This window comes from Roseivivax jejudonensis (assembly GCF_900172265.1).
Lineage (GTDB): Bacteria > Pseudomonadota > Alphaproteobacteria > Rhodobacterales > Rhodobacteraceae > Roseivivax > Roseivivax jejudonensis.
Genome location: NZ_FWFK01000004.1, coordinates 414,033 through 439,484 on the forward strand (window position 1 = coordinate 414,033; position 25,452 = coordinate 439,484).

At 68.4% G+C, this 25,452-nt stretch carries 20 protein-coding genes; 9 read left to right on the top strand and 11 right to left on the bottom strand.

The window, feature by feature from the left end; translation table 11 throughout:
* Window positions 1–7: 7 nt before the first annotated feature.
* Window positions 8–853 (bottom strand): pantoate--beta-alanine ligase, encoded by an 846-nt coding sequence (panC, locus tag ROJ8625_RS12865; protein ID WP_085792283.1) that lies wholly within the window; start codon window positions 851–853, stop codon window positions 8–10.
* Window positions 854–1,147: 294 nt separating this feature from the next.
* Here panC and ROJ8625_RS12870 point away from each other — a divergent pair, with 294 nt between their 5' ends.
* Genes ROJ8625_RS12870 through ROJ8625_RS12900 form a run of 7 tightly spaced genes read left to right on the top strand, consistent with a single transcriptional unit; the run spans window position 1,148 to window position 8,291 of the window.
* Entirely contained in the window at window positions 1,148–2,629 is a 1,482-nt protein-coding gene (locus ROJ8625_RS12870; RefSeq protein ID WP_085792284.1) for an ABC transporter substrate-binding protein, read from the top strand.
* The gene (locus tag ROJ8625_RS12875; RefSeq protein ID WP_085792285.1) at window positions 2,626–3,156 is read left to right on the top strand and encodes a GNAT family N-acetyltransferase; all 531 of its coding nucleotides are present in this window, start codon (window positions 2,626–2,628) and stop codon (window positions 3,154–3,156) included. The genes ROJ8625_RS12870 and ROJ8625_RS12875 overlap by 4 nt, the downstream gene beginning before the upstream one ends.
* A 16-nt stretch (window positions 3,157–3,172) precedes the next feature.
* Window positions 3,173–4,117, top strand: a complete 945-nt coding sequence (locus ROJ8625_RS12880; protein WP_085792286.1) for an ABC transporter permease — start codon at window positions 3,173–3,175, stop codon at window positions 4,115–4,117.
* Window positions 4,114–4,929 (top strand): ABC transporter permease, encoded by an 816-nt coding sequence (locus ROJ8625_RS12885; RefSeq protein WP_085792287.1) that lies wholly within the window; start codon window positions 4,114–4,116, stop codon window positions 4,927–4,929. The genes ROJ8625_RS12880 and ROJ8625_RS12885 overlap by 4 nt, the downstream gene beginning before the upstream one ends.
* A complete protein-coding gene (locus tag ROJ8625_RS12890) occupies window positions 4,926–6,518 on the top strand; it encodes a dipeptide ABC transporter ATP-binding protein (RefSeq protein ID WP_085792288.1) in 1,593 nt (530 codons plus the stop codon). The genes ROJ8625_RS12885 and ROJ8625_RS12890 overlap by 4 nt, the downstream gene beginning before the upstream one ends.
* A complete protein-coding gene (locus ROJ8625_RS12895) occupies window positions 6,515–7,255 on the top strand; it encodes a glucose 1-dehydrogenase (RefSeq protein ID WP_085792289.1) in 741 nt (246 codons plus the stop codon). The genes ROJ8625_RS12890 and ROJ8625_RS12895 overlap by 4 nt, the downstream gene beginning before the upstream one ends.
* A 13-nt stretch (window positions 7,256–7,268) precedes the next feature.
* Complete coding sequence (locus ROJ8625_RS12900; RefSeq protein ID WP_085792290.1) at window positions 7,269–8,291, top strand: P1 family peptidase; 1,023 nt, start codon at window positions 7,269–7,271, stop codon at window positions 8,289–8,291.
* Between the two features lie 58 nt (window positions 8,292–8,349).
* Here the strand turns inward: ROJ8625_RS12900 and ROJ8625_RS12905 are convergent, their stop codons facing one another.
* The 6 genes from ROJ8625_RS12905 to ROJ8625_RS12930 all read right to left on the bottom strand — a co-directional run bounded on the left by ROJ8625_RS12905 (window position 8,350) and on the right by ROJ8625_RS12930 (window position 12,748).
* A complete protein-coding gene (locus ROJ8625_RS12905) occupies window positions 8,350–9,555 on the bottom strand; it encodes a vWA domain-containing protein (protein ID WP_085792291.1) in 1,206 nt (401 codons plus the stop codon).
* Complete coding sequence (locus ROJ8625_RS12910; protein ID WP_085792292.1) at window positions 9,552–10,655, bottom strand: ATP-binding protein; 1,104 nt, start codon at window positions 10,653–10,655, stop codon at window positions 9,552–9,554. Before ROJ8625_RS12910 ends, ROJ8625_RS12905 begins: the two co-directional genes overlap by 4 nt.
* Window positions 10,652–11,356, bottom strand: a complete 705-nt coding sequence (locus ROJ8625_RS12915) for a hypothetical protein (protein WP_085792293.1) — start codon at window positions 11,354–11,356, stop codon at window positions 10,652–10,654. The genes ROJ8625_RS12910 and ROJ8625_RS12915 overlap by 4 nt, the downstream gene beginning before the upstream one ends.
* Before the next feature lie 145 nt (window positions 11,357–11,501).
* Window positions 11,502–11,999 carry a MarR family winged helix-turn-helix transcriptional regulator gene (locus tag ROJ8625_RS12920; RefSeq protein WP_085792294.1) on the bottom strand — a complete coding sequence of 166 codons (498 nt, stop codon included), beginning with the start codon at window positions 11,997–11,999 and terminating at the stop codon, window positions 11,502–11,504.
* A gap of 84 nt (window positions 12,000–12,083) precedes the next feature.
* On the bottom strand, window positions 12,084–12,356 hold the full coding sequence (locus tag ROJ8625_RS12925; RefSeq protein ID WP_085792295.1) for a succinate dehydrogenase assembly factor 2: 273 nt from the start codon (window positions 12,354–12,356) through the stop codon (window positions 12,084–12,086).
* Window positions 12,353–12,748 carry a helix-turn-helix domain-containing protein gene (locus ROJ8625_RS12930; protein WP_085792296.1) on the bottom strand — a complete coding sequence of 132 codons (396 nt, stop codon included), beginning with the start codon at window positions 12,746–12,748 and terminating at the stop codon, window positions 12,353–12,355. The genes ROJ8625_RS12925 and ROJ8625_RS12930 overlap by 4 nt, the downstream gene beginning before the upstream one ends.
* Before the next feature lie 94 nt (window positions 12,749–12,842).
* On the opposite strand from ROJ8625_RS12930, the gene ROJ8625_RS12935 reads away from it, so the two are divergent.
* Both ROJ8625_RS12935 and ROJ8625_RS12940 read left to right on the top strand, forming a co-directional pair.
* On the top strand, window positions 12,843–14,045 hold the full coding sequence (locus ROJ8625_RS12935; RefSeq protein WP_085792297.1) for a pyridoxal phosphate-dependent aminotransferase: 1,203 nt from the start codon (window positions 12,843–12,845) through the stop codon (window positions 14,043–14,045).
* A 17-nt stretch (window positions 14,046–14,062) separates the two neighbouring features.
* Entirely contained in the window at window positions 14,063–14,464 is a 402-nt protein-coding gene (locus ROJ8625_RS12940; protein ID WP_085792298.1) for a hypothetical protein, read from the top strand.
* 7 nt (window positions 14,465–14,471) lie between these two features.
* Here the strand turns inward: ROJ8625_RS12940 and ROJ8625_RS12945 are convergent, their stop codons facing one another.
* The 4 genes from ROJ8625_RS12945 to ROJ8625_RS12960 form a co-directional block, all read right to left on the bottom strand.
* Window positions 14,472–15,485 carry an NAD-dependent epimerase/dehydratase family protein gene (locus tag ROJ8625_RS12945; protein ID WP_085792299.1) on the bottom strand — a complete coding sequence of 338 codons (1,014 nt, stop codon included), beginning with the start codon at window positions 15,483–15,485 and terminating at the stop codon, window positions 14,472–14,474.
* 175 nt (window positions 15,486–15,660) lie between these two features.
* Window positions 15,661–19,917 (bottom strand): DNA-directed RNA polymerase subunit beta', encoded by a 4,257-nt coding sequence (rpoC, locus tag ROJ8625_RS12950; protein WP_085792300.1) that lies wholly within the window; start codon window positions 19,915–19,917, stop codon window positions 15,661–15,663.
* Between the two features lie 89 nt (window positions 19,918–20,006).
* A complete protein-coding gene (gene rpoB / locus ROJ8625_RS12955; protein ID WP_085792301.1) occupies window positions 20,007–24,146 on the bottom strand; it encodes a DNA-directed RNA polymerase subunit beta in 4,140 nt (1,379 codons plus the stop codon).
* Window positions 24,147–24,376: 230 nt separating this feature from the next.
* Window positions 24,377–25,426, bottom strand: a complete 1,050-nt coding sequence (locus tag ROJ8625_RS12960; RefSeq protein WP_085792302.1) for a glycosyltransferase — start codon at window positions 25,424–25,426, stop codon at window positions 24,377–24,379.
* Between the last annotated feature and the right edge of the window lie 26 nt (window positions 25,427–25,452).

Consider the following 25,452-nt stretch of genomic DNA (forward strand, 5'->3'; position numbering starts at 1 on the left):
GTTCCGGTCAGGTTACGGGTACGTTGTCGATGAGCCGCACGCCGTCGATCCACGCGGCGCCAAAGAGGCGGGACGGCACGCCGGCGTGGTCGAGCAGGCGCAGATCGTCCGTCGCGCGAAGATCGAGGTATTCGACATCCGAGAACCCCGCGGCGAGGAGCCGCGCGCGCGCCTCGGTGGCGACGGCCTCGCCCGCCTCGCCGGTGCGCAGCGCGGCAGCCATCGTGCCCAGTTCGCCCGAAAGCACGGGCGCGACCGCCCGCGCGGCCGCCGACAGGCGAACATTGCGGGACGACAGCGCGAGGCCGTCATCCTCGCGGACTGTCGGACAGCCGATCACCTCGACACCGAGATCGAGATCCGCCGACAGCCGTTGCACGACCCGAAGCTGCTGGAAATCCTTCTCGCCGAACCATGCGCGATCCGCGCCGGTCTGGCGAAAGAGCTTGGTCACGACCGTGGTGACACCATCGAAGTGCCCCGGCCGGCGCGCACCGCAGAGAACGTCCGTCAGCCCGCTCATCGACACCGTGGTCGCGAAACCCGGCGGGTAGACCTCCTCTGGGTCCGGCACGTAGAGGGCGTCGACGCCGAGCGGCGCGAGGATCGCGGCGTCGCTCTCCTCGGTGCGCGGGTAGCGGGCGTAGTCCTCCGGCACGTCGAACTGGCGCGGGTTCACGAAGAGCGTGACGATCACCCTCTCGGCGCCCGCCTGGGCCGCCCGCACAAGGCTCAGGTGTCCGGCATGGAGCGCGCCCATCGTCGGCACCACGCCGATCGTTGCGCCCTCTTTCCGCCACTCGGCGATCCGCGCGGACAACGCGGCGCGGCTGCGCACGATCGGCGTCGTCATGCGCCCGCCCTCGCCGTGGCGACACGACCTGCGGGCGCGCCGACTGCGGGCGTCGTGGTTTGGACCGCTTTCGGTTCGGGCCCAGGGGATCGGACTGTCGCGCTCATGGCCGCTCCTCCGTCGTTTCGGGGCGGCCCCTAGCAGGTTTCGTCCGAACTGTCACAGGGGCCGGGCGGCTCGGCTCTTGAACGCACGCGAGGTTCCGGGCCACTCTTCGCGGTATGACGGCACCGCCCGCCCGGGGCGGCGCACCTTCGGCGTGGCGAAAGCCTCGCGCCCCTAGGAGAGCCACGCATGACCACCCGCATCCTCGCCCCGTTCGCCCTCGCCGTGCTCGGACTCGGCGCGGCGCCCGCCGCCGCGCAGCAGAGCGACCTGACCCTCGCGATCCAGTTGGAGCCGCCGCATCTCGATCCGACCTCGGCGGCGGCGGGGGCCATCGACTCGGTGCTCTATGCCAACGTCTTCGAGGGGCTCACCCGGTTCGCGGCGGACGGCAGCATCGAGCCAGCGCTGGCCGAGAGCTGGGAGATCTCGGAGGACGGGACCACCTACACCTTCACCCTGCGCGACGGCGTGACCTTCCACGACGGCAGTGCGTTCGATGCCGAGGACGTGGTCTTCACCCTCGACCGCGCCCGCGGCGAGGACAGCGTGAACGCGCAGAAAGCGCTCTTCGAGGGGATCGAGAGCGTGACGGCGACTGACCCCACCACGGTCGAGATCACCCTCGCCGAACCCGACGGCGCGTTTCTGTTCAACCTCGCCTGGGGCGACGCCGTCATGGTCGCGCCCGAGAGCATCGAGGACATCAAGACCGCTCCCGTCGGCACCGGCCCCTTCGCGTTCGAGCGCTGGGTGCAGGGCGACCGCGTCGACCTCGTGCGCAACGACGCCTACTGGGGCGAGTCGCCGGCGCTGGAGACCGCGAGTTTCCGCTTCATCTCGGACCCGACGGCGGCCTTTGCGGCGATGATGGCGGGCGACATCGACGTCTTCTCCAATTTCCCGGCGCCGGAGAACCTGCCCCAATTCGAGAGCGATCCGCGCTTCCAGGTGCTGATGGGCTCGTCCGAGGGCGAGACGATCCTGGCGATGAACAATGCGCGCGCGCCGCTCGACGACGCGCTGGTGCGGCAGGCCATCGCCCACGCCATCGACCGGCAGGCGATCATCGACGGCGCGATGTATGGCGCGGGCACGCCGATCGGCACGCATTTCGCCCCGCACCATCCCGACTACGTGGATCTGACCGAGCTATCTGCGCACGACCCCGAAAAGGCACGCCGCCTGCTGGCCGAGGCGGGCGAGGAGGAAGGCATGAGCCTCACTCTCAAGCTGCCGCCGCCGCCCTATGCCCGCCGCGGTGGAGAGATCCTGGCCGCGCAGCTGCGCGAGGTCGGAATCGAGACGGAGATCGTCAATCTCGAATGGGCGCAATGGCTCGAGGAGGTGTTCCGCGCAGGCGAGTTCGATCTGACCATCGTCAGCCATACCGAGCCGATGGATATCGGCATCTATGCCCGGCCGGACTATTACTTCGCCTATGACAGCCTCGCCTTCCAGGAGCTGATGGCCGAGTTGTCGGCAACGACGGAGCCCGAGGCGCGCTCGTCGCTGCTGAAGGACGCGCAACGGATGATCGCCGAGGACTACGTCAACGGCTTCCTGTTCCAGCTCGCCTGGCCCACCGTCGCAGACGCCGGGATCGAGGGGCTGTGGCGGAACCAGCCGACGCAGGCCAACCCCCTCGCCGATGTGCGCTGGAGGGAGTGATCCGCAGCGGCTTGCCCTTCGCCGCGCCCTTTGCTCATCTGCAGCGGGGCAAGCGCGAGGACGAGATGCGGATCAGGCCGACCGAGGCGGAGGATGTCGAGGGGATCAGCGCGATGCTGACCGCGCTGACGGCGGCGGGCAAGCGCACCCGCCCGAGCGATCCGGACTTCGTGCGCGCGACCTACGTCGCGAACCCACAGCTCGTCGCGAGCCACGTCGCCGAGGATGACGACGGCCGCATCATCGGCCTGCAGGTCGTGATGCGCGCCGGTCCCGACGATCCCTTCGGCGTGCCCGAGGGCGGTGGCTCCATCGGCACGCATGTCGCGCCCGATGCCGGACGCCGCGGGATCGGCCGTGCGCTCTTTGCCCGCACACGTCCGATGGCGGAGGCCGCCGCGCTGAAGACCCTCGACGCCAGCATTGCCGACGACAACGACGACGGCCTCGCCTACTACGAGGCGATTGGCTTCCGAACCGACCGGACGGGCGACGGACGCATCGTGAAACGAATGACGCTCGGCTGATGCCGCGGCACGGCTCATGCTGAGCTACGCGCTCCGCCGCCTCGTGTCGCTGGCGCTCAGCCTCGCGGTCGCCTCGCTCGTGGTGTTCCTCGTGGTCGAGGTCGCGCCGGGCGATCCGGCTCGCTACATGCTCGGCACCGGCGCACAGGAGGATACCGTTGCCGCGTTGCGGGCCGAACTGGGTCTCGACCGTCCGCGGGTGGAGCGATACCTCGCATGGGTCGGCGGGCTTCTGACCGGCGATCTCGGCACGTCCTACACCTACCGCACGCCGGTGGCGCAGATGGTGGCCGACCGGCTCTGGGTGTCCCTGCCGCTGGCGCTCTTCGCGCTCGCACTGTCGACGCTCCTCGCCTTTCCCGCCGGGCTCTATGCCGCCGCGCGGCGCGGGCGGGCGGGCGACGTCGCGGTGATGGGCGCGACACAGCTCGGCATCGCGGTGCCGAACTTCTGGTTCGCGATGCTGCTCGTGCTGCTGTTCGCCATCAATCTCGGGTGGTTCGGCGCAGGCGGCTTTCCCGGCTGGTCCGATCCGCTGGCGGCGATCAAGGCACTGACCCTGCCGGCCGTCGCGCTCGCCCTGCCGCAGGCGGCGATCCTGGCGCGGGTGCTGCGATCGGCGCTGATCGACGTGCTGGGCGAGGATTTCATCCGCACCGCCCGGGCCAAGGGCCTCACCCGCTTCCAGGCGCTCTGGCGTCACGGCGTGCGCAACGCGCTGATCCCGGTGCTGACCATTGTCGGTCTGCAGTTTTCCTTCCTGCTCGCCGGCGCGATCATCATCGAGCAGGTGTTCTTCCTGCCCGGCCTCGGCCGGCTGATCTTCCAGGCGATCTCGGCCCGCGACCTGATCGTGGTCGAAAGCGTGGTGATGCTGCTCGTCTTCGCCGTCATCCTCGTCACCTTCCTGACCGACCTGGCCTACGCCTGGGTCGATCCGCGGCTGAGGCGGCGGCGATGACGCGGCGGCTGCTTCCCGGGGCGGTCCTGTCGGCGCTGGTCATCCTCGCCGCGCTGGTCAGCTTCGTCTGGACCCCAGGCGACGTCGCAAGCGTCGAGGTGGCGCAGCGGCTGCAGCCGCCGTCGGCGGCGCACTGGCTCGGCACCGACCAGCTCGGCCGCGACATCCTGTCGATGCTGATGGTCGGCGCGCGCACGTCGATCGCCGTGGCGCTGCTCGCCGTCGGCATCGGGATCGGCGCGGGCGTGCCGCTCGGCCTCGCCGCGGCGGCGCTGCACGGCTCGTGGCTCGACGAAGTCATCATGCGCGGCAACGACCTGATCTTCGCCTTTCCGGCCCTCGTCATTGCCATCCTGATCACGGCGATCGCCGGACCCGGCGCCGTCAACGCCATCGTCGCCATCGGGATCTTCAACGTGCCGGTCTTCGCCCGGCTGTCGCGCGGGGCGGCGCTGTCGCTCTGGTCGCGCGACTTCGTGCTGGCCGCGCGGCTGGCCGGCAAGGGCAAGCCCCGCATCAGCGCCGAACACATCCTGCCGAACCTCGCGAACCTTCTGATCGTGCAGGGCACCATCCAGTTTTCGCTCGGCATCCTCGCCGAGGCGGGCCTGAGCTATGTCGGGCTCGGCGCGCAGCCACCCGTTCCCTCCTGGGGCCGGATGCTCGCCGAGGCGCAGACCCTCGTCGCCATCGCGCCGCATGTCGCGCTGATGCCGGGGCTCGCCATCGTGCTGACGGTGCTCGGGCTCAACCTGCTCGGCGACGGGCTGCGCGACGCGCTCGACCCGCGGCTGCGGGACCTGCGGACATGAGCCTGCTCGCGATCCGGGATCTTTCGGTGACGATCGGCGGGCGGCCGGTGCTCGACCGCGTGTCGCTCGATCTTGCGCCGGGCGAGATCCTCGCGCTCACCGGGGAAAGCGGGTCCGGCAAGTCGATGACGGCGCTCGCCACGATGGGTCTGCTGCCGCAGGGCGCCCGGACCGAGGGCGCGATCCGGCTCGACGGCACGGATCTGACGACCCTTCCCGAAGCCGCGCTGTGCCAGTTTCGCGGACAGGCGATGGGCATGGTCTTCCAGGAGCCGATGACCGCGCTCAACCCGGTGCAGCGGATCGGCGACCAGGTCGCCGAGGTGCTGACGCTGCGCGGCGCGCCGCGCGCGGAGGCACGTCGCCGCGCCGCCGACACGCTGGCGCGGATGGGTCTCGACCCCGAACGGGTGCCGCCCTCGCGTTTTCCGCACGAATTGTCGGGCGGACAGCGCCAGCGCGTCGGGATCGCGATGGCCGTGGCCGCCCGACCGCGCCTGCTCGTGGCGGACGAGCCGACCACCGCGCTCGACGTGACGACACAGGCGCGGATCCTCGACCTGCTCGTCGGCGTGGTGCGCGACGAGGGCATGGGCCTTCTGCTCATCACCCACGACCTCGCCGTGGTGCACGGCCGGGCCGACCGGATCGCGGTGATGCAGACCGGCCGCATCGTCGAAGAAGGGCCGGTGGCGCGCGTCTTTGCCGAACGCCGGCACGCCTACACCCGCGCGCTGTTCGCCGCCTCGCGCCATCGGCCGGCGCTCGGCCCGGCCCGGACCTACGGGCCGCTTCTCGACGTCGCGCAGGTGACCCGCGACTATCCCCTGCCCCGGCCGCATCCCTTTGCCAAGGCGCGCAAGGCCCGCGCGCTCGAGGATGTCAGCCTGACGATCCGGGCCGGCGAGCGGGTGGGGCTCGTCGGGCCCTCGGGCTGCGGCAAGTCCACGCTCACCCGCGCGATCCTCGGGCTCGAACGCCCCGATGCCGGGTCGGTCACGCTGGGCGGCCGTCCCGTGCGGGCCGATCGCCGAGACCCCGATCTGCGCCGCCGCATGCAGGCGGTGTTTCAGGATCCCTATGGCAGCTTCGACCCGCGCCAGCCGGTCGCCCGTCTGGTGGCCGAGCCGCTGCACTTGCTCGGCCGGGTGCCGGACGCGCCCGACCGCGTCGCCCGCGCGCTCACAGCCGTGGGGCTGGCGCCGGAGGACGGCGCCCGGTCGATCCATGCCTTCTCGGGCGGGCAGCGACAGAGGATCGCCATCGCGCGGGCGCTCGTCACGGGGCCGGATCTCGTCGTCTTCGACGAAGCCGTCTCTGCGCTCGACGTGCGGGTCCGGGCGGGTATCCTCGACCTGATCGCCGGACTCTCGCGTGAGGAGGGCCTGGCCTACCTGTTCATCACCCACGACTTGACGGTCGCGCGCGGGCTCTGCGACCGCATCGTGGTGATGGAGGCGGGCCGTATCGTCGAGGATCGCGCGACCGAGGATCTCTTTGCCGCGCCGGCGCACCCGGCGACCGAACGACTGATCGCGGCGGCGCCGACCCTGCCGGCGCAGCATCCGAGCGAGGAGGAAAGACCATGAGACTCAAGGGAAAACGCGCGGTGGTGACCGGCGCGGCCTCCGGCTTTGGCGCCGGGATCGCGCAGCGGTTCGCCGAGGAGGGCGCGCAGGTGATGGTCGCCGATATCGCCGTCGGGGCCGCCGAGACCTGGGCCCGCCGCATCGGCGGGATCGCCCACGAGGTCGACGTCGCCGACGGCGACAGCGTCGACGCGATGGCCGAGACCGCGCTGCGCGACATGGGCGGCATCGACATCCTGGTGAACAATGCCGGGGTGACGCACCTGCCGACCGCGCTCGAAGATGTCGAGGAAGAGGAGTTCGACCACGTCTTCGCGGTGAACTGCAAATCGGTCTACCTGACGGCCCGCGCGCTTGTCCCGGCGATGAAGAGCGCCGGCGCCGGCACGATCGTCAACGTCGCCTCCAGCGCGGCCCTGTCGCCACGGCCGCGGCTCAACTGGTACAACGCGTCCAAGGGCTGGATGGTCACCGCGACCAAGACGATGGCGGTCGAGCTCGCGCCCTTCGGCATCCGCGTGAACGCGCTGGCGCCGGTGGCCGGCGACACGCCGCTGCTCAAGCGGTTCCTGGGCGAGGACACGCCGGAGCGGCGCGAGCAGTTCCTCGCGACGATTCCGCTCGGCCGGTTTTCCGCGCCCGAGGACCTCGCGGCAGCGGCGCTTTACCTCGCCTCGGACGAGGCGGCGATGGTCACCGGAACGGTGCTCGAGGTCGATGGCGGACGATGCATCTGAGCGGGGCGTGGCAATGACGCCGGGCGGGCGCAATCTCATCACCGATATCCCCGGCCTGCGGGTCGGCAACGCCTCGGACGCGGCGTTGAAATCGGGCACGACCGTGCTGACCGCCGACCGGCCGATGACCGCGGCGGTATCGGTGCAGGGCGGCGCGCCCGGAACGCGCGAGACGGATCTCCTCGCTCCCGAGATGACCGCACCCGGCGTCGACGCAATCGTGCTCTCGGGCGGGTCGGCCTTCGGCCTCGGCGCGGCGGACGGCGTGATGGCGGGCCTGCGCGGGGCCGGACGCGGCTTCGCCGTGTTCTCGGCACGCGTGCCGATCGTTCCGGCGGCGATCCTCTTTGACCTGCTGAACGGCGGCGACACCTCATGGGACGACAGCCCCTACCCCGCGCTCGGGCGCGCGGCCTACGACGCGGCGGCGGCGGATTTCGCGCTCGGCAGCGTCGGCGCCGGAACCGGCGCGCAGACCGCGCGGGTCAAGGGCGGCCTCGGCTCGGCGAGCCTCGTCCTGCCGGGCGGGGTCCGCGTGGGCGCGCTCGTCGCAGTGAACCCGATGGGCTGCGTGTTGACGCCGTCGGGCCGGCATTTCTGGGCCGCGCCGTTCGAGGTCGGCGACGAGTTCGGCGGGCTCGGGCCCGATCCCGCTTCCGGTCTTCAGCCGCTGCCGGCCAGCCGCAAGGTGTCGGCCATGGCAGCGCAGGGCAACACGACGATCGCGGTCGTGGCGACGGATGCCGCCCTCGACAAGGCGCAGGCTCGGCGGCTGGCGGTGGCCGCGCATGACGGCATCGCCCGCGCCATCGTGCCCGCGCACAGCCCGTCCGACGGCGATCTCGTCTTCGCCGTCTCCACCGGCACGCGCGACTTGACCGATCCGGGCATCGAGCTCGGGCCGCTGGGCCATGCGGCGTCGGTGGCGCTCTCGCGCGCGATCGCCCGCGCGGTATGGGAGGCGACGCCGGCTGCCGGCGACACGCTGCCAACGGCGCGCGAAACCTTCGGCCAGGCGGCAGGCGACGCCCAGTAGATGTAGCGGCTCAGATCACGCGCCGCCGCGCGATCCGCGGCAACGACGGTCCTTACCGTCACGACACGAACAACTGTGCGCCGAACGGCGCCTCCGGTGCGCCGCGCGGCGTCACCCAGACGACAGGAAAGCGTGGCGGAGGGCCAAGCGGCGCGTCCAGGTCCGTCATCACCACGACGACCGACGGGCCGAGCGTCCGGCACCGCGCCATCAGCGGACCGAAATCGGTGCCGCCCCCCGTCCGCATCTCGACAAGGTCCGGCAGACCCGCCGCTCCGGGCGCGAGCTTTTCTTCGAAATGCACGTCGTCGTCAAAGCCCAGCACCCAGGTTTCGGCCCCGCTGCGGCGCGCGACACCCCGCAATTCGGCCGCAAACAGCCCGAGCATCTGGGTATCGACTGAACTGGAGGTGTCGATGGCGGCCACCACGCGGGGCGCCTCGGTCATACGTTGGCGCCCCGGCGCGACCGGGGGCCCTTCGCGCCCCTCGCCCCGTGCCAGCGCGTCCGCCGCCGCCCAGCGCCCCGAAGGCCGCCGCCACGTCGGCCGCGGTGCCTCGATCAGCGCCCGGGCAAGCAGGCGACGCAGGCGCCGCTCCCAAGCGATCCGGGGCGGCGCACTATCGGCCAGACGGCCGAGCACCGCGCCTATTCCGCTGCCTGCCCCCCGCCCGACCGAGAGCGCGCGTTCCAGGTGGCCCGCCCAGGTTTCCGCGTCCTGGTGCGCGGTCCCGCCCTGCCCCGGCGCCAGATCCGAGACGAAGGCGCGGGCCGCGCCGTAGTCCCCCGCGCGCCGCATGGTTCCCGCGTCGTGGTGAAGCCGAAGAGCCAGCCGGTCGGCATCCCATTCCGCCAGCGCCGCGGCGGGCGTGCCTGTCGCCTCACCGATCTCGTCCAGAAGCTCGACCAGCGACACGCGTGGTCGGGGCAGCGTGTGGCCCGCAGACGTCAGCGTGTCGTTGACGATCGCGTCGGCGGCCAGCGCGTAGAGAGCGGGATCGAAGGCCGACCCGATCCGGTCGGCCATCGCGTCGGCGCGGGGTCCATGGCGCAGCGCGACGTGCAGCACGTGATGCGCCGCGATCCCCACCTGTTCGGCGACCGGCCGGGTGTCGAAGCCCGGACCGTAGCGGATCGTCTCGCCCTCCGTCCGCGTAGGCCCTGGATCGTCGCGATGCGTGCACCACAGCGCCAGCGTCGCCAGGCCCGGATCGACCTCGCCCAGATGACCCAGGGCCGTCCTTGCGCGGCTCGAATGGATCACGCGAGGCCCGCCGCGTCGCGCTCGGCCATGTAGGCGGCATAGACCTCGGACCGGGCAAAGGCCGCCTGCCAGCCGCGGTCGAACGCCTTGCGGATCAAGACCTCGAAGCCGAAGCTTACCAGCTCGGCCAGCGGCAGCGCGCGCTGTGCGGGGGCCCTAAGGTCGCGAATGTCCGCGAGGACCTCGATCGTGGTGTCGATCGTGTCGGGCGTCGCGCGCGCGGCCAGCGCATAGCCGAGCGCTGTAAGCCCGTTCAGCCCGTCGGGATAGAGAGCCGCACGATCGCGCCGCGGCGCTGCCAAAAGTGCCTCGAGATCGAGCGCCGCAGCGATCTCGTCGGCGACGAGCTCGTATTCGGCCGCTGCCGCCACGCCCACCGTCCCGGCGATCATCGCGTGGCGCTGGCGGCGGTCCGTCACCGCGGCGACGATGCGGCTGACCCGTGTCCAGGCGCGCGGAGTGGCGGCCACGGTCTCTCCGCGCCGGATCGCGGCCTCGGTCGTTTCCAGAAGATCGGGCCTCGCGCGCAGGAACGCCACGACCGAGGGATGGATACCCGCGCCCACGGCATAGCGTTCGACCCAGTCGCGCGCATCCGCCCCGACGACGAGGTGCACCAGCCGATCCGACAGCGCGGTCCCCATCTCGTAGGCGATTGCGCCATCCTCGACAGTGTTGCCCGCGGCGACGACGAGGGTCGCATCGGGCAACCGGTAGGTGCCGACGCGGCGCTCCTGCAAAAGGCCGTAGACGGTCGGCTGCAAGGCGGGCGCCGCAGCGGTCAACTCGTCGAGGAAAAGCACGGATGGCGCGTCGCCATGCGGCAGATCCTCGGGCGGATACCACAGCGTGCGCCGCGTCTCGTGGTCGTAATACGGCAGGCCGCGGAGGTCCTGCGGCTCGATCGTGCTGAGACGCAGGTCGTGCAGGACCGCACCATGGCGGGCGGCCAGCGTCTGCACGATCTCGGTCTTGCCGACGCCGGGGCGCCCGTGCAGCATCCAGGATGCAGTCAAGTCGCCGTCCGCCTGTGCCCGCCACGCGGCGCCCAGGATCTCGAGCGCGTCGCCCGGCGCGACCTCGGCGGCGTTGACGCTCATGCCCCGGCCTCCACCGGTTCCCCCGTGCGGGCAATCCAGGCCGCCATGCGCGCATGCCCCGAAACCGAGCGCGCGTCGATCTCTACCTCGCGGACATAGGTGTCCTCGCGCTGGTTCGCGGCCAGAAGGTGGGCCTCGGTCAGCTCTGCATCGAAAAGCCCCGCGTGCAGGATCGCGCGGTCATCCGCCTGGAGGTCCAGAAGGTGCGGCGCTGGGTGTGCCGATTGAACCGACACCAACGTCAGGGGCGGCACGCGGGCAAGCTCGGACTGCTCGACGACAAGGCGCAGATCGCCTTCGCGCAGGTCGTGCGCCGCCGCGATCCGGCGCAGGCAGCCGCGCGCGCGGAAGGCCAGGCGGTCGAGCCGCCGCCCGGCCTCGTCGGCGTCGACCCGCCGCTTGCGCGCCTCGGGGGCCAGCCGCAGCACGCGCATCTCGACAAGCGACAGCACGATCACCATCGGCAATGGCGCCTGCGCGATGGGCAGCGCCAGATGCGGCCAGATTGCCATTGCCAGCAGAAAAGGGATCAATGCCGAGACGTAGCGCAGGATCTGAACCTCGAAGATCAGCCGCGCGAGATCGCGCCCACAAATGCCGCGCCGGGGCCACGGCATGATCCGGCCGAACACCTTCTTGGGCAGGCTGCGCGTGTCGAGCGCGGCGGGGTTCAGCACGGTTTCTCGCGTCAGCACGAACATGGGGTCTCGCGGCGTGGTCGAAGCTTAATCCACGATGTGCGCCCCGTCCGCCTGGCTGCAAGGCCCGCTTTGCCGCAGGGGCACGGCGTCGCACGTCGCACGAGGTTACGCGCGCGATGGTCCCGCTGCTAGCTTTCGCGGACCCTCAGTAGATGTAGCGGATTTGATCGGTCCAGTAGCGTTCGATCCGGCGCAGGCTGTGCGTGATCTCGTCGAACCCTTCGCGGCCGACGACGCCGCTGGTATGCAGCCCCTCCGCCTGACGTTCGAAGAGTTGCTGCACGATATCGCGGATGTGGCGCCCCCGCTCGGTCAGCCGCACCCGGACAGAGCGCCGGTCAATCTCGCACCGCTGGTGGTGCATGTAGCCGGTCTCGACCAGCTTCTTGAGATTGTAGCTGACGTTGGAGCCCTGGTAGTAGCCACGGCTCTTCAGCTCGCCCGCCGTCACCTCGTTGTCGCCGATGTTGAACAGCAGCAGCGCCTGCACGGCGTTGATCTCGAGGATCCCGACACGCTCGAACTCGTCCTTGATGACATCGAGCAACAGCCGGTGCAGCCGCTCCACCAGCGACAGCGCATCGAGATAGCCGGCCATGAAGCTCGATCGTTCCGCCGGGGCCAGTGTCGAATGCACGCTCATCGAAGTCTCCAGTTCCCTAGTGGGACGGAGATTCGTCGAAAATTCCTGACAAGCTGTTAAGTCTCGCGCAGTGACGCGCCGACTTCAGCGCGCGACCTCCAGCGTGCTCCGGACATGCGCGATCAGCGGCGCGTGTTGCTCGGGCGGCGGCTGCTGGCCGCTGACCCACGCATAGAGATCCTGGTCGCTCTCGTCGAGCAGCGCCTCGTAGGCGTCGAGCTCCGCATCCGACATGTCGTCGAGCGCGGCGTCGGCAAAGCGCATCAGGATCAGGTCCATCTCCTTGATCCCCCGGCGCATCGAACGCATGCGCAGACGTTTCAGCCGCACCTCGCGCGGTTCGGCCGCCGCGGTCATTCCGATCCCTCCCGCAGAAGCCGCCGCAGCCGTTTCTCGAGCCGACCGACGCGTTCGGCCGTCGTCTTCATTTCGGCCTGAACGCCGCGCAGATCCGTCAGGACAGCGCGCACGTCGGCGGTCTCGATCGCCTCGTCCGTCGGCGCCTCGATCCCCTCGCCCTCTCCGGTCAGCAGCCAGATGATGCTGACGTTCAGGAGCCCGGCCAGCATCTGCAGGCGGTTGGCGCGCGGCTCGGCGCGGTCGCTCTCCCAGCCCTGCAGGGTCGACAGCTTGACGCCGAGGCGCTTGGCGAGGTCTTCCGCGGTCATTCCCGCCGCTTCGCGGGCGGCCGCGAGGCGGTCGCCGAAGGTGGCGGCGTCGGGGCCGTACCAATCCGTTTCGTCGTTCATGTCTTCCTCTCCCGCGGACCGTCGCGCCGTCTTGAACGTATTCGGCTGCGACCGTAGGACAGACATCGTGCCATTTCAAACCGGAGCCTGCGCGATGGCCTTTCTCTCCGACACGCTGTCGCGGGTCCAGCCTTCGCCCACCATCGCCGTCACCCAGCGCGCGCGCGAGCTGCGCCTCGCCGGTCGCGACGTGATCGGCCTCGGCGCGGGCGAGCCCGACTTCGACACGCCCGACCCGATCAAGCGCGCCGCCATCGCCGCGATCGAACGCGGCGAGACGAAATATACCGCGCCCGACGGTATCCCCGAGCTCAAGGAGGCGATCCGAGCGAAATTCGCGCGCGACAACGGCCTCGACTACCGGCCCGAAGAGATCTCGGTCTCCACCGGCGGGAAGCAGGTGCTCTACAACGCCCTGATCGCGACGCTCAATCCCGGCGACGAGGTCCTGATCCCGGCCCCCTACTGGGTGAGCTATCCGGACATGGTGCGGATGGGGGGCGGCACGCCCGTGATCGTGCCGACGACGCTGGGGACAGGGTTCAAGATGGACGCCGCCGCGCTGGAGGCCGCGATCACGCCACGTACGAAGTGGCTGATCTTCAACTCGCCGTCGAACCCGACCGGCGCCGGCTACGGCCGCGCCGAGTTGCGCGCCCTGACCGATGTGCTGATGCGCCATCCGCATGTCTGGGTGATGTCGGACGACATGTACGAGCACCTCGCCTATGACGATTTCGCGTTCTGCACCCCGGCCGAGGTCGAACCGGGGCTGACGCCGCGCACGCTCACCGTGAACGGAGTGTCGAAAGCCTACGCGATGACCGGCTGGCGGATCGGCTATGCCGGCGGCCCCGAAGAGCTCATCGCGGCGATGCGCAAGGTCCAGACGCAATCGACGACGAACCCCTGCTCGATCAGCCAGTGGGCGGCGGTCGAGGCGCTGACCGGGCCGCAGGAGTTCCTCACCGAGTGGTGCGCGACCTTCGCGCGCCGCCGCGACGCGGTTGTCGCGGCGCTCGACGCCTGCCCGGGCATGACCTGCCCGGTGCCCGAGGGCGCGTTCTACGTCTACCCGTCGGTGGCCGGCTGCCTTGGACGGACCAGCGCCGGCGGCCGGACGATCGACACCGACGAGGACTTCGCGACCGCGCTTCTCGAGGAAACGGGCGTCGCGGTGGTCTTCGGTGCCGCCTTCGGCCTTTCTCCGCACATTCGCATCAGCTACGCCGCGGCGGACGATGCGCTGGCCGAGGCCTGCACGCGCATTCGACGCTTCTGCGAGTCACTGACCTGAACCCAGGGAGGAGCACCATGTCGGGACCGCTGCCGGACTACTATTTTCGCGTCCGCGAAAACGGCGCCTTCGTGTATCGCATCGACGCGGAGAACAGGCACCGACGCATCGAGATGGAACAGATTGCCGTGGTCAACATCCGCAACGGCGAGATCAAGCCTCACGGATCGCGCACGCTCGACGATGCCGACATGGCCGAGATCCGCCGCTGGATGACCGAGCGCCAGGCGCTTCTGGCAATGCGCGACATCGACGACATCCATCGCACCGTCGACCACCTGAACCTGACGGCGCACTGGGCGCAGAGCCGCGCCACCGACGACCAGCTCGAAGAGGTGACCGACGCGCTTCTTCTGGCGATGCACGACCTGCGCACGGTCCTCGTGCGCAAGAAGGCCGACCGGCTGGCCGGCGAGTGATCGCGCTTCAGGCCACGTCGTAGTAGGCGCGATACCACGCGACGAAGCGGGCGACACCCTCGGCCACGGGCGTCGACGGCCGATACCCAGTGAGCCGTTCGAGCAGGGTTGCGTCTGCCCACGTGGCGGGCACGTCGCCCGGCTGCATCGGCATCAGGTTGCGCGTCGCCGGGCGCCCCGTCGCCGCTTCTATCGCGTCGATGAACGCGCCGAGTTCGACCGGTTCGGAATTCCCGATGTTCACGACGCGGAACGGCGCGACCGGCGACAGGCTGTCGCCCTCGGGCACGGCGCCGTCCGCCGGACGCTCGGGCACCGCACGGGCGAGTCGCACGATCGCCTCCACGAGATCGTCGATGAAGGTGAAGTCGCGGCGCATGTTGCCGTGGTTGTAGACGTCGATTGGCGCGCCCTCGAGGATCGCGCGGGTGAACCGGAAAAGCGCCATGTCCGGGCGCCCCCACGGCCCGTAGACCGTGAAGAAGCGGAACATGGTCGTCGGCAACGCGAAGAGATGCGCATATGAATGCGCCATGCTTTCGGTCGCCTTCTTCGTCGCGGCGTAGAACGACATCTGGTGATCCGCGCGGTCGGTCTCAACATACGGCATGTGGTCGTTTGCCCCGTAGGCCGATGAGGTCGAGGCCAGCAGCAGATGCCGCGGCGGATGCGCCCGCGCCGCCTCGAGCAGCTCGAACGTGCCGGCGAGGTTGCTCTCGAGGTAGCTGCGCGGCGCCTCGATCGACGCGCGCACGCCGGCCTGCGCGGCAAGGTGGATCACGAGGTCGGGCTGCTCGCGCGCGAACAGCGCGGCGAGCCGGCCGGGCTCCTCCAGCCGGGCGATCTCGGGCACGAAGGTGTCGTAGGGCGCCAGAAGCGCATGGCGCGCCTCCTTCAGCGCGACATCGTAATAGTCCGTCATCGCGTCGAGCCCGACGACCCGCATGCCGTCATCGAGGAGCCGCTTGGCGACGTGAAAGCCGATGAAGCCGGCCGAGCCGGTCACGAGGACGGTCTGCATGTGGCGCTCTCCGGAATGCTGGCGGATCGCGCTCCATTCACCATGCCGGGCGCACGAAGGAAAGGGGCGGCGCGACCCGGGACCTTTCCGCAGCGACCGCCCCACGCATCCGGCTGGCACGGAAAAGGCCCCCGGCGATTGCCGGGGGCCTTTTGTCCGCGATGCGGTGCCGTGATTACTCGCGGCTTTCCGGCGTGTCGACGATGAGCGTGTCGAACTCGCCTCCGCCCACGACATCCTCGCCCGATGCGCTTTCTTCCGGGGCGGCGAGGCGTGCCGCCTCTTCCGCCTCGGCGCGCCGCGCCTCGATCACGACGTTGTCGCGATCCTGCGCGATCTTGCGCACCTTCTGGGTCGCGCCGCCGGTGCCCGCCGGGATCAGGCGGCCGACGATCACGTTCTCCTTGAGACCGACGAGCTTGTCGATCTTGCCCTGAACCGACGCCTCGGTCAGCACGCGGGTCGTCTCCTGGAACGAGGCGGCCGAGATGAACGACCGCGTCTGCAGCGACGCCTTGGTGATGCCCAGAAGGATCGGCTCGCCCTGGGCCGGGCGCCCGCCCTTCTTCTCGGCCTTCTCGTTGGCGGTGTCGAACTCGATCTTGTCGACATGCTCGCCCTTGAGAAGCGTGGTGTCCCCGCTGTCGAGGATCTCCCACTTCTGGAGCATCTGCCGGACGATGACCTCGACGTGCTTGTCGTTGATCTTCACGCCCTGCAGCCGGTAGACGTCCTGCACCTCGTCGATCATGTAGTTGGCCAGCGCCTCGACACCCATGATGGACAGGATGTCGTGCGGCGCCGGGTTGCCGTCCATGATGTAGTCGCCCTTCTGGACATAGTCGCCTTCCGCAACGGGAATGTGCTTGCCCTTCGGGATCATGTACTCCTTGGCGTCAAGACTGTCGTCGGCCGGTTCGATCGCGATCCGGCGCTTGTTCTTGTAGTCCTTGCCAAAGCGGACATAGCCGTCGATCTCGGCGATGATCGCGTGATCCTTCGGACGCCGTGCCTCGAAGAGTTCGGCCACACGCGGCAGACCGCCGGTGATGTCCTTGGTCTTCGCGCCTTCGCGCGGGATCCGCGCCACCACGTCGCCGGCCTTGATCTCCTGCCCATCCTCGCAGGACAGGATCGCGTCGACCGACATCGGGTAGGTGACCGGGTTGCCCTGGTCGTTGCGCACCGGCTCGCCGTTCTCGTCCTGCAGGATGATCTCCGGCTTGAGCTCGTTGCCCTTGGGCGCGGCGCGCCAGTCGGTCACGATCTTCTGGCTCATGCCGGTCGCGTCGTCGGTTTCCTCGCGGACGGCGACACCGTTCACGAGGTCGACGTGGCGCACCACGCCGTCCTTCTCGGCGATGATCGGCAGGGTGTACGGGTCCCACTCGAACAGTTTGTCTCCGCGGGCGATCTCCTGCCCCTCGGTGACGAACAGCTTGGTGCCGTAGCCGACCTTGTGGCTGGCACGCTCGGCCCCGTCCTCGCCGGCGATGATCACCTTCATGTTGCGGCCCATCACCAGCGTCTCGCCTGCCGCACTGACCAGCGTGTTCGGGTTCTCGAACTGGACCACGCCCGATTGCGACGCTTCGAGGAACGACTGCTGGCCGCCCTGAGCGACGCCGCCGATGTGGAACGTCCGCATCGTCAGCTGGGTGCCCGGCTCGCCGATCGACTGCGCGGCGATGATGCCGACAGCCTCGCCGACGTTCACCATCGTGCCGCGCGCGAGGTCACGCCCGTAGCACATGGCGCAGACGCCCTCTTCGGCCTCGCAGGTCAGCGGGGAGCGGATGCGCGCGGTCTGCACCGCCGCCTCGTCCACCGCGTCGGAGAGCCGCTCGTCGATGAGCTGGCCTTCCTTGACCAGCACCTCGTCGGTGCCCGGCCTCAGGATGTCCTCGGCCGCGACGCGGCCCAGCAGACGTTCGGCCAGCGACGCCACGACCTCGCCGTCGTTGATCGCCGCTTCGGCGGTGATCGACCGGTCGGTCCCGCAATCGGGCATGCGGATGATGCAGTCCTGCGCCACGTCCACGAGACGGCGGGTCAGGTAGCCCGAGTTCGCCGTCTTGAGCGCGGTGTCCGACAGGCCCTTCCGCGCGCCGTGGGTCGAGTTGAAGTACTCGAGCACGGTCAGGCCTTCCTTGAAGTTCGAGATGATCGGCGTCTCGATGATCTCGCCGTTCGGCTTGGCCATCAGGCCACGCATCCCGCCCAGCTGCTTCATCTGGGTGACCGAGCCCCGCGCACCGGAATGCGCCATCATGTAGACGGAGTTGGGCTCCGCCTCGGCGCCGTCCTCGTCGCGCTGCGAGGTCGAGATGGTGGTCATCATCGCCTCGGTGACCTTGTCGTTGCACTTCGACCAGGCGTCCACGACCTTGTTGTACTTCTCACCCTGGGTGATCAGGCCGTCCATGTACTGCTGTTCGAAGTCCTTCACCTGGGCGCGGGTGTCCTCGACGATGGGCCACTTGTCCTGCGGGATGACCATGTCGTCCTTGCCGAAGGAGATGCCCGCCTTGAACGCCTCCTTGAAGCCCATCGACATGATCTGGTCGCAGAAGATGACCGACTCCTTCTGACCGCAGTAGCGGTAGACGGTGTCGATCACGCGCTGCACGTCCTTCTTGCGCAGAAGGCCGTTCACGAGGTCGAAAGGCGCCTTGGCGTTCATCGGCAGGAGCGCACCGAGCCGCACCCGGCCGGGCGTCGTCTCGTAGCGCTTGAAGATCTCCTGACCTTCGTCGTCGATCTGCTTCACCCGGCACTGGATCTTGGCATGCATGTGCACTTCGCCGGCGTTCAGCGCGTGCTCCACCTCCTCGATCGAGCCGAAGACCATGCCCTCGCCCTTCATGCCCTCACGCATGATGGTGAGGTAGTACAGGCCGAGGATCATGTCCTGCGACGGCACGATGATCGGCGCGCCGTTCGCGGGCGACAGCACGTTGTTCGTGGACATCATCAGGACGCGCGCCTCGAGCTGCGCCTCGAGCGACAGCGGGACGTGCACGGCCATCTGGTCGCCGTCGAAGTCGGCGTTGAACGCCGAACAGACGAGCGGGTGCAGCTGGATCGCCTTGCCTTCGATGAGGATCGGCTCGAACGCCTGGATGCCCAGGCGGTGCAGCGTCGGCGCGCGGTTCAGCAGGACCGGGTGCTCCCGGATCACCTCGTCGAGGATGTCCCAGACTTCCGGGCGCTCCTTCTCGACCAGCTTCTTCGCCTGCTTCACGGTCGACGACAGGCCCTTGGCCTCGAGCCGCGAGTAGATGAACGGCTTGAACAGCTCGAGCGCCATCTTCTTGGGCAGGCCGCACTGGTGCAGCTTGAGTTCCGGACCGGTCACGATGACCGACCGGCCCGAGAAGTCGACGCGCTTGCCGAGCAGGTTCTGGCGGAACCGGCCCTGCTTGCCCTTGAGCATGTCCGACAGCGACTTCAGCGGGCGCTTGTTGGCACCGGTGATGACGCGGCCTCGACGGCCGTTGTCGAACAGCGCATCAACCGACTCCTGGAGCATCCGCTTCTCGTTGCGGACGATGATGTCCGGCGCGCGCAGCTCGATCAGCCGCTTCAGCCGGTTGTTGCGGTTGATGACACGACGGTAGAGGTCGTTGAGGTCCGACGTCGCGAAGCGGCCACCGTCCAGCGGCACGAGCGGGCGAAGTTCCGGCGGGATGACCGGGATCACGGTCATCACCATCCACTCCGGACGGTTGCCCGACTCGAGGAAGCTCTCGACGACCTTCAGACGCTTGATGATCTTCTTGGGCTTCAGTTCGCCGGTGGCTTCCTTCAGCTCCTCGCGCAGACGCTCGGCCTCGCCCTCGAGGTCGATGCCGGCCAGCATTTCGCGGATCGCCTCGGCGCCGATGTTCGCCGTGAAGGCGTCCATGCCGTACTGGTCCTGGGCGTCCATGAACTCTTCCTCGGTCAGCATCTGACCGTAGGTGAGGTCCGTCAGGCCCGGCTCGATCACCACGTAGTTCTCGAAGTAGAGCACCCGCTCGAGATCGCGCAGCGTCATGTCGAGCATGAGGCCGATGCGGCTCGGCAGCGACTTGAGGAACCAGATGTGGGCGCAGGGCGCAGCGAGCTCGATATGGCCCATGCGCTCGCGCCGGACCTTCTGCAGCGTCACCTCGACGCCGCACTTCTCGCAGACGACGCCGCGATACTTCATGCGCTTGTACTTGCCGCACAGGCACTCGTAGTCCTTGATCGGACCGAAGATCCGCGCGCAGAACAGGCCGTCACGCTCGGGCTTGAACGTGCGGTAGTTGATCGTCTCGGGCTTCTTGATCTCGCCGAAGGACCAGCTGAGGATCCGCTCCGGGCTCGCCAGCGAGACCTTGATCTCGTCGAACACCTTGGGCGGAGTCAGCGGGTTGAACGGGTTGTTGGTGATTTCCTGGTTCATGTCTTCCTCATGTCGAAGAGGGTGCGGGGGAGGCACCGGCGCGGGGTCCGCGCCGGTGGCGAGCGAAGAGGCGCGTCAGGCGCCTGTCCTCACTCCTCGTCTTCCTCCGCATCCAGGAGTTCCATGTTGAGGCCCAGACCCCGGACCTCCTTGACGAGAACGTTGAACGATTCCGGCACGCCGGCCTCGAAGTTGTCCTCGCCCTTGACGATCGACTCGTAGACCTTGGTGCGGCCCGCCACGTCGTCGGACTTCACCGTCAGCATCTCCTGCAGGGTGTACGCCGCGCCGTAGGCTTCGAGCGCCCACACCTCCATCTCGCCGAAGCGCTGACCGCCGAACTGCGCCTTGCCGCCGAGCGGCTGCTGCGTGACGAGGCTGTAGGGGCCCGTCGAACGCGCGTGGATCTTGTCGTCCACGAGGTGGTGCAGCTTCAGCAGGTACTTCACGCCCACGGTCACCGGACGCGAGAACTGCTCGCCCGTGCGCCCGTCGAACAGGATCGACTGACCGCTCTCGTTGAAGCCGGCGCGCTTGAGCGCGTCGTTCACGTCGCCCTCCTTCGCACCGTCGAAGACCGGCGTCGCGATCGGAACGCCACGCGTGACGTTTCCGGCCGCCTCGAGAAGACGATCCTCGTCCATGTCGGCGAGGCCTTCGCCGTAGACCTCGTCGCCGTAGGCAATCTTCATCGCCTCGCGCACCGGGGTCAGGTCGCCCGTCCGGCGATAATCCTGGAGCGCGTCGTCGATCTTGATCCCGAGGCCGCGCGCGGCCCAGCCCATGTGCGTCTCGAGAATCTGGCCGACGTTCATCCGCGACGGCACGCCCAGCGGGTTGAGGCAGAAGTCGACCGGCGTGCCATCCTCGAGGAACGGCATGTCCTCGATCGGGACCACGCGGCTGATCACGCCCTTGTTGCCGTGACGGCCCGCCATCTTGTCGCCCGGCTGCAGCTTGCGCTTCACCGCGACGAAGACCTTGACCATCTTCATCACGCCCGGCGGCAGGTCGTCGCCGCGACGGACCTTCTCGACCTTGTCCTCGAAACGGGCGTCGAGCACGCGCTTCTGCGCCTCGTACTGCTCGTTCAGCGCTTCCATGTTCTTGGCGTCTTGCTCCTCGCCGAGGGCAAGCTGCCACCACTGGCCGCGCGTGAGGGTCTCGAGAAGCTCCTCTGTGATCTCCGAGTTCGGCTTGATGCCCTTCGGGCCCTTCACCGCGGTCTTGCCGAGGATCATTCCCTTGAGGCGGGCGTAGATGTTGCGGTCGAGGATCGCGATCTCGTCGTCCCGGTCCCGGGCCAGACGCTCGATTTCCTCGCGCTCGATCTGCAGCGCACGCTCGTCTTTCTCGACCCCGTGGCGGTTGAACACCCGGACCTCGACGACGGTGCCGTAATCGCCCGGCTTCACCCGCAGCGACGTGTCGCGCACGTCCGACGCCTTCTCGCCGAAGATCGCGCGAAGGAGCTTTTCCTCCGGCGTCATCGGGCTTTCGCCCTTCGGAGTGATCTTGCCCACGAGGATGTCGCCCGGCTCCACGTCGGCGCCGATGTAGACGATGCCAGCCTCGTCGAGGTTGCGCAGCGCCTCCTCGCCGACATTGGGGATGTCGCGGGTGATTTCCTCGGGCCCGAGCTTGGTGTCGCGCGCCGCCACCTCGAATTCCTCGATGTGGACGGAGGTGAACACGTCGTCCTGCGCGATGCGCTCGGAGATCAGGATCGAGTCCTCGTAGTTGTAGCCGTTCCACGGCATGAACGCGACGATGACGTTCTTGCCGAGTGCCAGCTCGCCCATGTCGGTGGACGGACCGTCCGCGACGACCTCGTTCTTGCCGACGGTGTCACCCACCTTCACCAGCGGACGCTGGTTGATGCAGGTGTTCTGGTTCGAGCGCTGGAACTTGCGCAGGCGGTAGATGTCGACGCCCGGATCGCCGGGTTCGAGATCTTCCGTCACACGGACCACGATACGCTGTGCATCGACCTGGTCGATCACGCCGCCGCGACGCGCCATGATCGCCGCGCCGGAGTCGCGGGCGACCACGCCCTCGATCCCCGTGCCGACGAGCGGCGCCTCGGAGCGCAGCGTCGGCACCGCCTGCCTCTGCATGTTCGAGCCCATCAGCGCGCGGTTCGCGTCGTCGTTCTCGAGGAACGGGATCAGCGAGGCCGCGACGGACACCAGCTGCTTGGGCGACACGTCGATCAGGTCCACCGTCTCGTTCGGGGCGAGCGTGTAGTCGCCCGCCTGGCGGGTGGACACGAGGTCGTTGATGAACTTGCCGTCGTTGTCGAGAAGCGCGTTGGCCTGCGCCACGGTGTGACGCATCTCCTCGGTCGCGGACATGTAGTGCACCTCGTCGGTGACCTGCCCCTCTTTCACGACGCGGTAGGGCGTCTCGATGAAGCCGTACTTGTTCACCCGCGCAAAGGTCGCCAACGAGTTGATGAGACCGATGTTCGGGCCTTCCGGCGTCTCGATCGGGCACATCCGGCCATAGTGCGTCGGGTGCACGTCGCGCACCTCGAAGCCCGCGCGCTCGCGCGTCAGGCCCCCGGGCCCGAGCGCCGAGAGGCGCCGCTTGTGCGTCACCTCGGACAGCGGGTTGGTCTGGTCCATGAACTGCGACAGCTGCGACGAGCCGAAGAACTCGCGCACGGCAGCCGCGGCCGGCTTCGCGTTGATCAGGTCCTGCGGCATGACGGTGTCGATCTCGACCGACGACATGCGCTCCTTGATCGCGCGTTCCATCCGCAGGAGACCGACGCGGTACTGGTTCTCCATCAACTCGCCGACCGAGCGCACCCGGCGGTTGCCGAGGTGGTCGATGTCGTCGATCTCGCCCTTGCCGTCACGCAGCTCCACCAGCGCCTTGATGCAGGCGACGATGTCCTCGCGGTCGAGGGTGCGCTGGCTGTCGGGCTTCTCGAGCGCGAGGCGCATGTTCATCTTCACCCGGCCGACGGCCGAGAGATCGTAGCGCTCGCCGTCGAAGAACAGCGTGTCGAACAGCGCCGACGCGGCCTCGACCGTGGGCGGCTCGCCCGGGCGCATGACACGGTAGATGTCCATGAGCGCGGTGTCGCGGCTCATGTTCTTGTCCTGCGCCATGGTGTTGCGCATGTACGGGCCGACATTGACGTTGTCGATGTCGAGAACGGGGATATCGGTGACCCCGGCGTCCATCAGCTCCTTGAGCGTGCCGCCGGTGACTTCGCCGTCCTTGTCGACGTTCCAGGTCAGCTCGTCGCCGGCCTCGACGTAGATCGCGCCGGTTTCCTCGTTGATGATGTCCTTCGCCGCGAACTTGCCGACGATGTGGTCGAACGGCACCAGCAGGTTCTTCACGTCGCCGTCGTCGATCAGCTTCTTGACCGCGCGCGGGGTGACCTTCTTGCCGGCCTCGGCGATGACCTCGCCAGAATCAGCATCGACGAGGTCGTAGTTCGGGCGGGTGCCGCGGACGCGCTCGGGGAAGAACTTCGTCTTCCAGCCTTTGCCCTTCACCAGCTCGAAATCGACCGTGTCGTAATACGCGTCCATGATCGCTTCCTGGTCCAGACCCAGGGCGTAAAGAAGCGTCGTCACCGGCAGTTTCCGGCGGCGGTCGATACGGGCGAACACGATGTCCTTCGCGTCGAACTCGAAATCGAGCCACGACCCGCGATAGGGAATGATCCGGCAGGCGAACAGCAGCTTGCCCGACGAATGGGTCTTGCCCTTGTCATGGTCGAAGAAGACGCCGGGGCTGCGGTGCATCTGCGACACGATGACGCGCTCGGTACCGTTCACGATGAAGGTGCCGTTGGGGGTCATGAGCGGCATGTCGCCCATGAACACGTCCTGTTCCTTGATGTCCTTCACGGACTTCGCGCCGGTGTCCTCGTCCACGTCGAACACGATCAGGCGCAGCGTGACCTTCAGCGGTGCCGAATAGGTCATGTCGCGCTGCATGCACTCTTCGACGTCGTATTTCGGTTTCTCGAGCTCGTAGGACACGAATTCGAGCACCGCGGTCTCGTTGAAGTCCTTGATCGGAAACACCGATTGGAAGACGCCCTTGATCCCCTCGCCGTCGAGCGGCTCGGGCTGGTCGCCGGACTTCAGGAAGAGGTCGTAGGAGCTTTTCTGAACCTCGATGAGGTTCGGCATCTCGAGGACTTCGCGAATCTTGCCGTAGTTGCGGCGAAGACGTTTCTGGCCGAGATATGTGGTTGGCATGTTCTGGATATCGTCCCTAGCATCGCGCACGCACGAACACGGTGGGGGCCGGGCCCGTAGTGCAATCGGGAAGTCCGACGGAGATCAATTCCTGACGCGTCGCCCCAGACGCCTCGCCCGATCCTGTCCGCCGAATCGACACGCTGCGCACGTGGCGCAGCGGAAAATCGAGCGCTCGATATAGCCATTGACACGGGGAGTGCAACCCCCGGATTGGCATTTCGGTCACATCAATCGCGATTGCCTAATTCGGCCTCGATGGCGTCCCATGCCGCCAGGACCGAACGTTGAAACGCATCTTCGCTGTAACACGCGGTGATTGTGTCCGACGCGGCGCGCCGCAACGCGTCGAGGCGCACGGGATCGTGATCGTACTCGGCTGCGACGGCGGTGGTCGCCTCCACCAGCCCGACGACATCCGAGTCGGGAACCGGGACGCCCGTCGCGTCCGTGAAATACTCCCGACCGCCGACACCGGTGTACCCGACGACGATGCAGCCGGCGATCATCGCCTCGGCCGGGGGCAGGCCGAAGCCCTCGCGCTGGGAAAACGCGAGAAAGATCCGCGAGTCGCGCAAAACGGCTATCATCTCGGCCTCGGACATGCGCTCGATCGCAGTGAACTCGTAGCCATCGAGTGCCGCTCGCTCACGAAGCGCGGCAACGGCGAACGCCGCCTCGAGACCACGCTTGCGCGGCATGTAGGCGACGCGGCGCGACTTCTTTGCCTCGAAGCCGAGCCCGGTGCGGCCGACCTGGAGACGCAATTGAAGCTGCGGGCGGTCCGTCACCGCTGCGACGGCGCTAGCGCTGGCCTCTGACGTCGTCAGGACGGCGACGCTCCGGTCTAGAACACGATCGGCGTCGCGCAGGAACCCTTCGGCAAAGCCGTGCACATCCTGTGCGGCGACGATGATCGGATTGTCAGGATAGAGAGCCGCAAATTCGGGGTAGCGGTATTCGGGAACGACGATTACGTCGCTGCCACGCACCGTCGCGACCGAGCTGCGCACGCCGCGCCAGGCCGGATCGCGCCAGATGGTCTTCAGCCGCGACCGGCGCGAGCCACCGGGCAACACCTGTTTGCGCAGCCGCGGGTCGTGGCAGACCGGTGCAGCGCTGTCGAGGAAGCGGTAATGATAGCGGGGGGACCCGTAGAGAGCGCGGGCGTCGAAGCCCGCCTTGCACAACGTGTCGACGATCTGCATCGCGACGTTCACGCCGCCGACCGGGTGCGCCACTTCGGGCAACACGAAGTAGTAGGTTCGCGGATCGCCCAAGGATGCCACTCGCGCCGGACGTGAAA

Bases quoted from the DNA above. Each gene is read 5' to 3' on its own strand.
- panC (WP_085792283.1), bottom strand. From the start codon at position 853: ATGACGACGCCGATCGTGCGCAGCCGCGCCGCGTTGTCCGCGCGGATC.
- ROJ8625_RS12930 (WP_085792296.1), bottom strand. From the start codon at position 12,748: ATGAACGACGAAACGGATTGGTACGGCCCCGACGCCGCCACCTTCGGC.
- ROJ8625_RS12915 (WP_085792293.1), bottom strand. From the start codon at position 11,356: ATGTTCGTGCTGACGCGAGAAACCGTGCTGAACCCCGCCGCGCTCGAC.
- ROJ8625_RS12880 (WP_085792286.1), top strand. From the start codon at position 3,173: ATGCTGAGCTACGCGCTCCGCCGCCTCGTGTCGCTGGCGCTCAGCCTC.
- ROJ8625_RS12895 (WP_085792289.1), top strand. From the start codon at position 6,515: ATGAGACTCAAGGGAAAACGCGCGGTGGTGACCGGCGCGGCCTCCGGC.
- ROJ8625_RS12925 (WP_085792295.1), bottom strand. From the start codon at position 12,356: ATGACCGCGGCGGCCGAACCGCGCGAGGTGCGGCTGAAACGTCTGCGC.
- rpoC (WP_085792300.1), bottom strand. From the start codon at position 19,917: ATGAACCAGGAAATCACCAACAACCCGTTCAACCCGCTGACTCCGCCC.
- rpoB (WP_085792301.1), bottom strand. From the start codon at position 24,146: ATGCCAACCACATATCTCGGCCAGAAACGTCTTCGCCGCAACTACGGC.
- ROJ8625_RS12910 (WP_085792292.1), bottom strand. From the start codon at position 10,655: ATGAGCGTCAACGCCGCCGAGGTCGCGCCGGGCGACGCGCTCGAGATC.
- ROJ8625_RS12945 (WP_085792299.1), bottom strand. From the start codon at position 15,485: ATGCAGACCGTCCTCGTGACCGGCTCGGCCGGCTTCATCGGCTTTCAC.
- ROJ8625_RS12885 (WP_085792287.1), top strand. From the start codon at position 4,114: ATGACGCGGCGGCTGCTTCCCGGGGCGGTCCTGTCGGCGCTGGTCATC.
- ROJ8625_RS12900 (WP_085792290.1), top strand. From the start codon at position 7,269: ATGACGCCGGGCGGGCGCAATCTCATCACCGATATCCCCGGCCTGCGG.
- ROJ8625_RS12935 (WP_085792297.1), top strand. From the start codon at position 12,843: ATGGCCTTTCTCTCCGACACGCTGTCGCGGGTCCAGCCTTCGCCCACC.
- ROJ8625_RS12940 (WP_085792298.1), top strand. From the start codon at position 14,063: ATGTCGGGACCGCTGCCGGACTACTATTTTCGCGTCCGCGAAAACGGC.
- ROJ8625_RS12920 (WP_085792294.1), bottom strand. From the start codon at position 11,999: ATGAGCGTGCATTCGACACTGGCCCCGGCGGAACGATCGAGCTTCATG.
- ROJ8625_RS12890 (WP_085792288.1), top strand. From the start codon at position 4,926: ATGAGCCTGCTCGCGATCCGGGATCTTTCGGTGACGATCGGCGGGCGG.
- ROJ8625_RS12870 (WP_085792284.1), top strand. From the start codon at position 1,148: ATGACCACCCGCATCCTCGCCCCGTTCGCCCTCGCCGTGCTCGGACTC.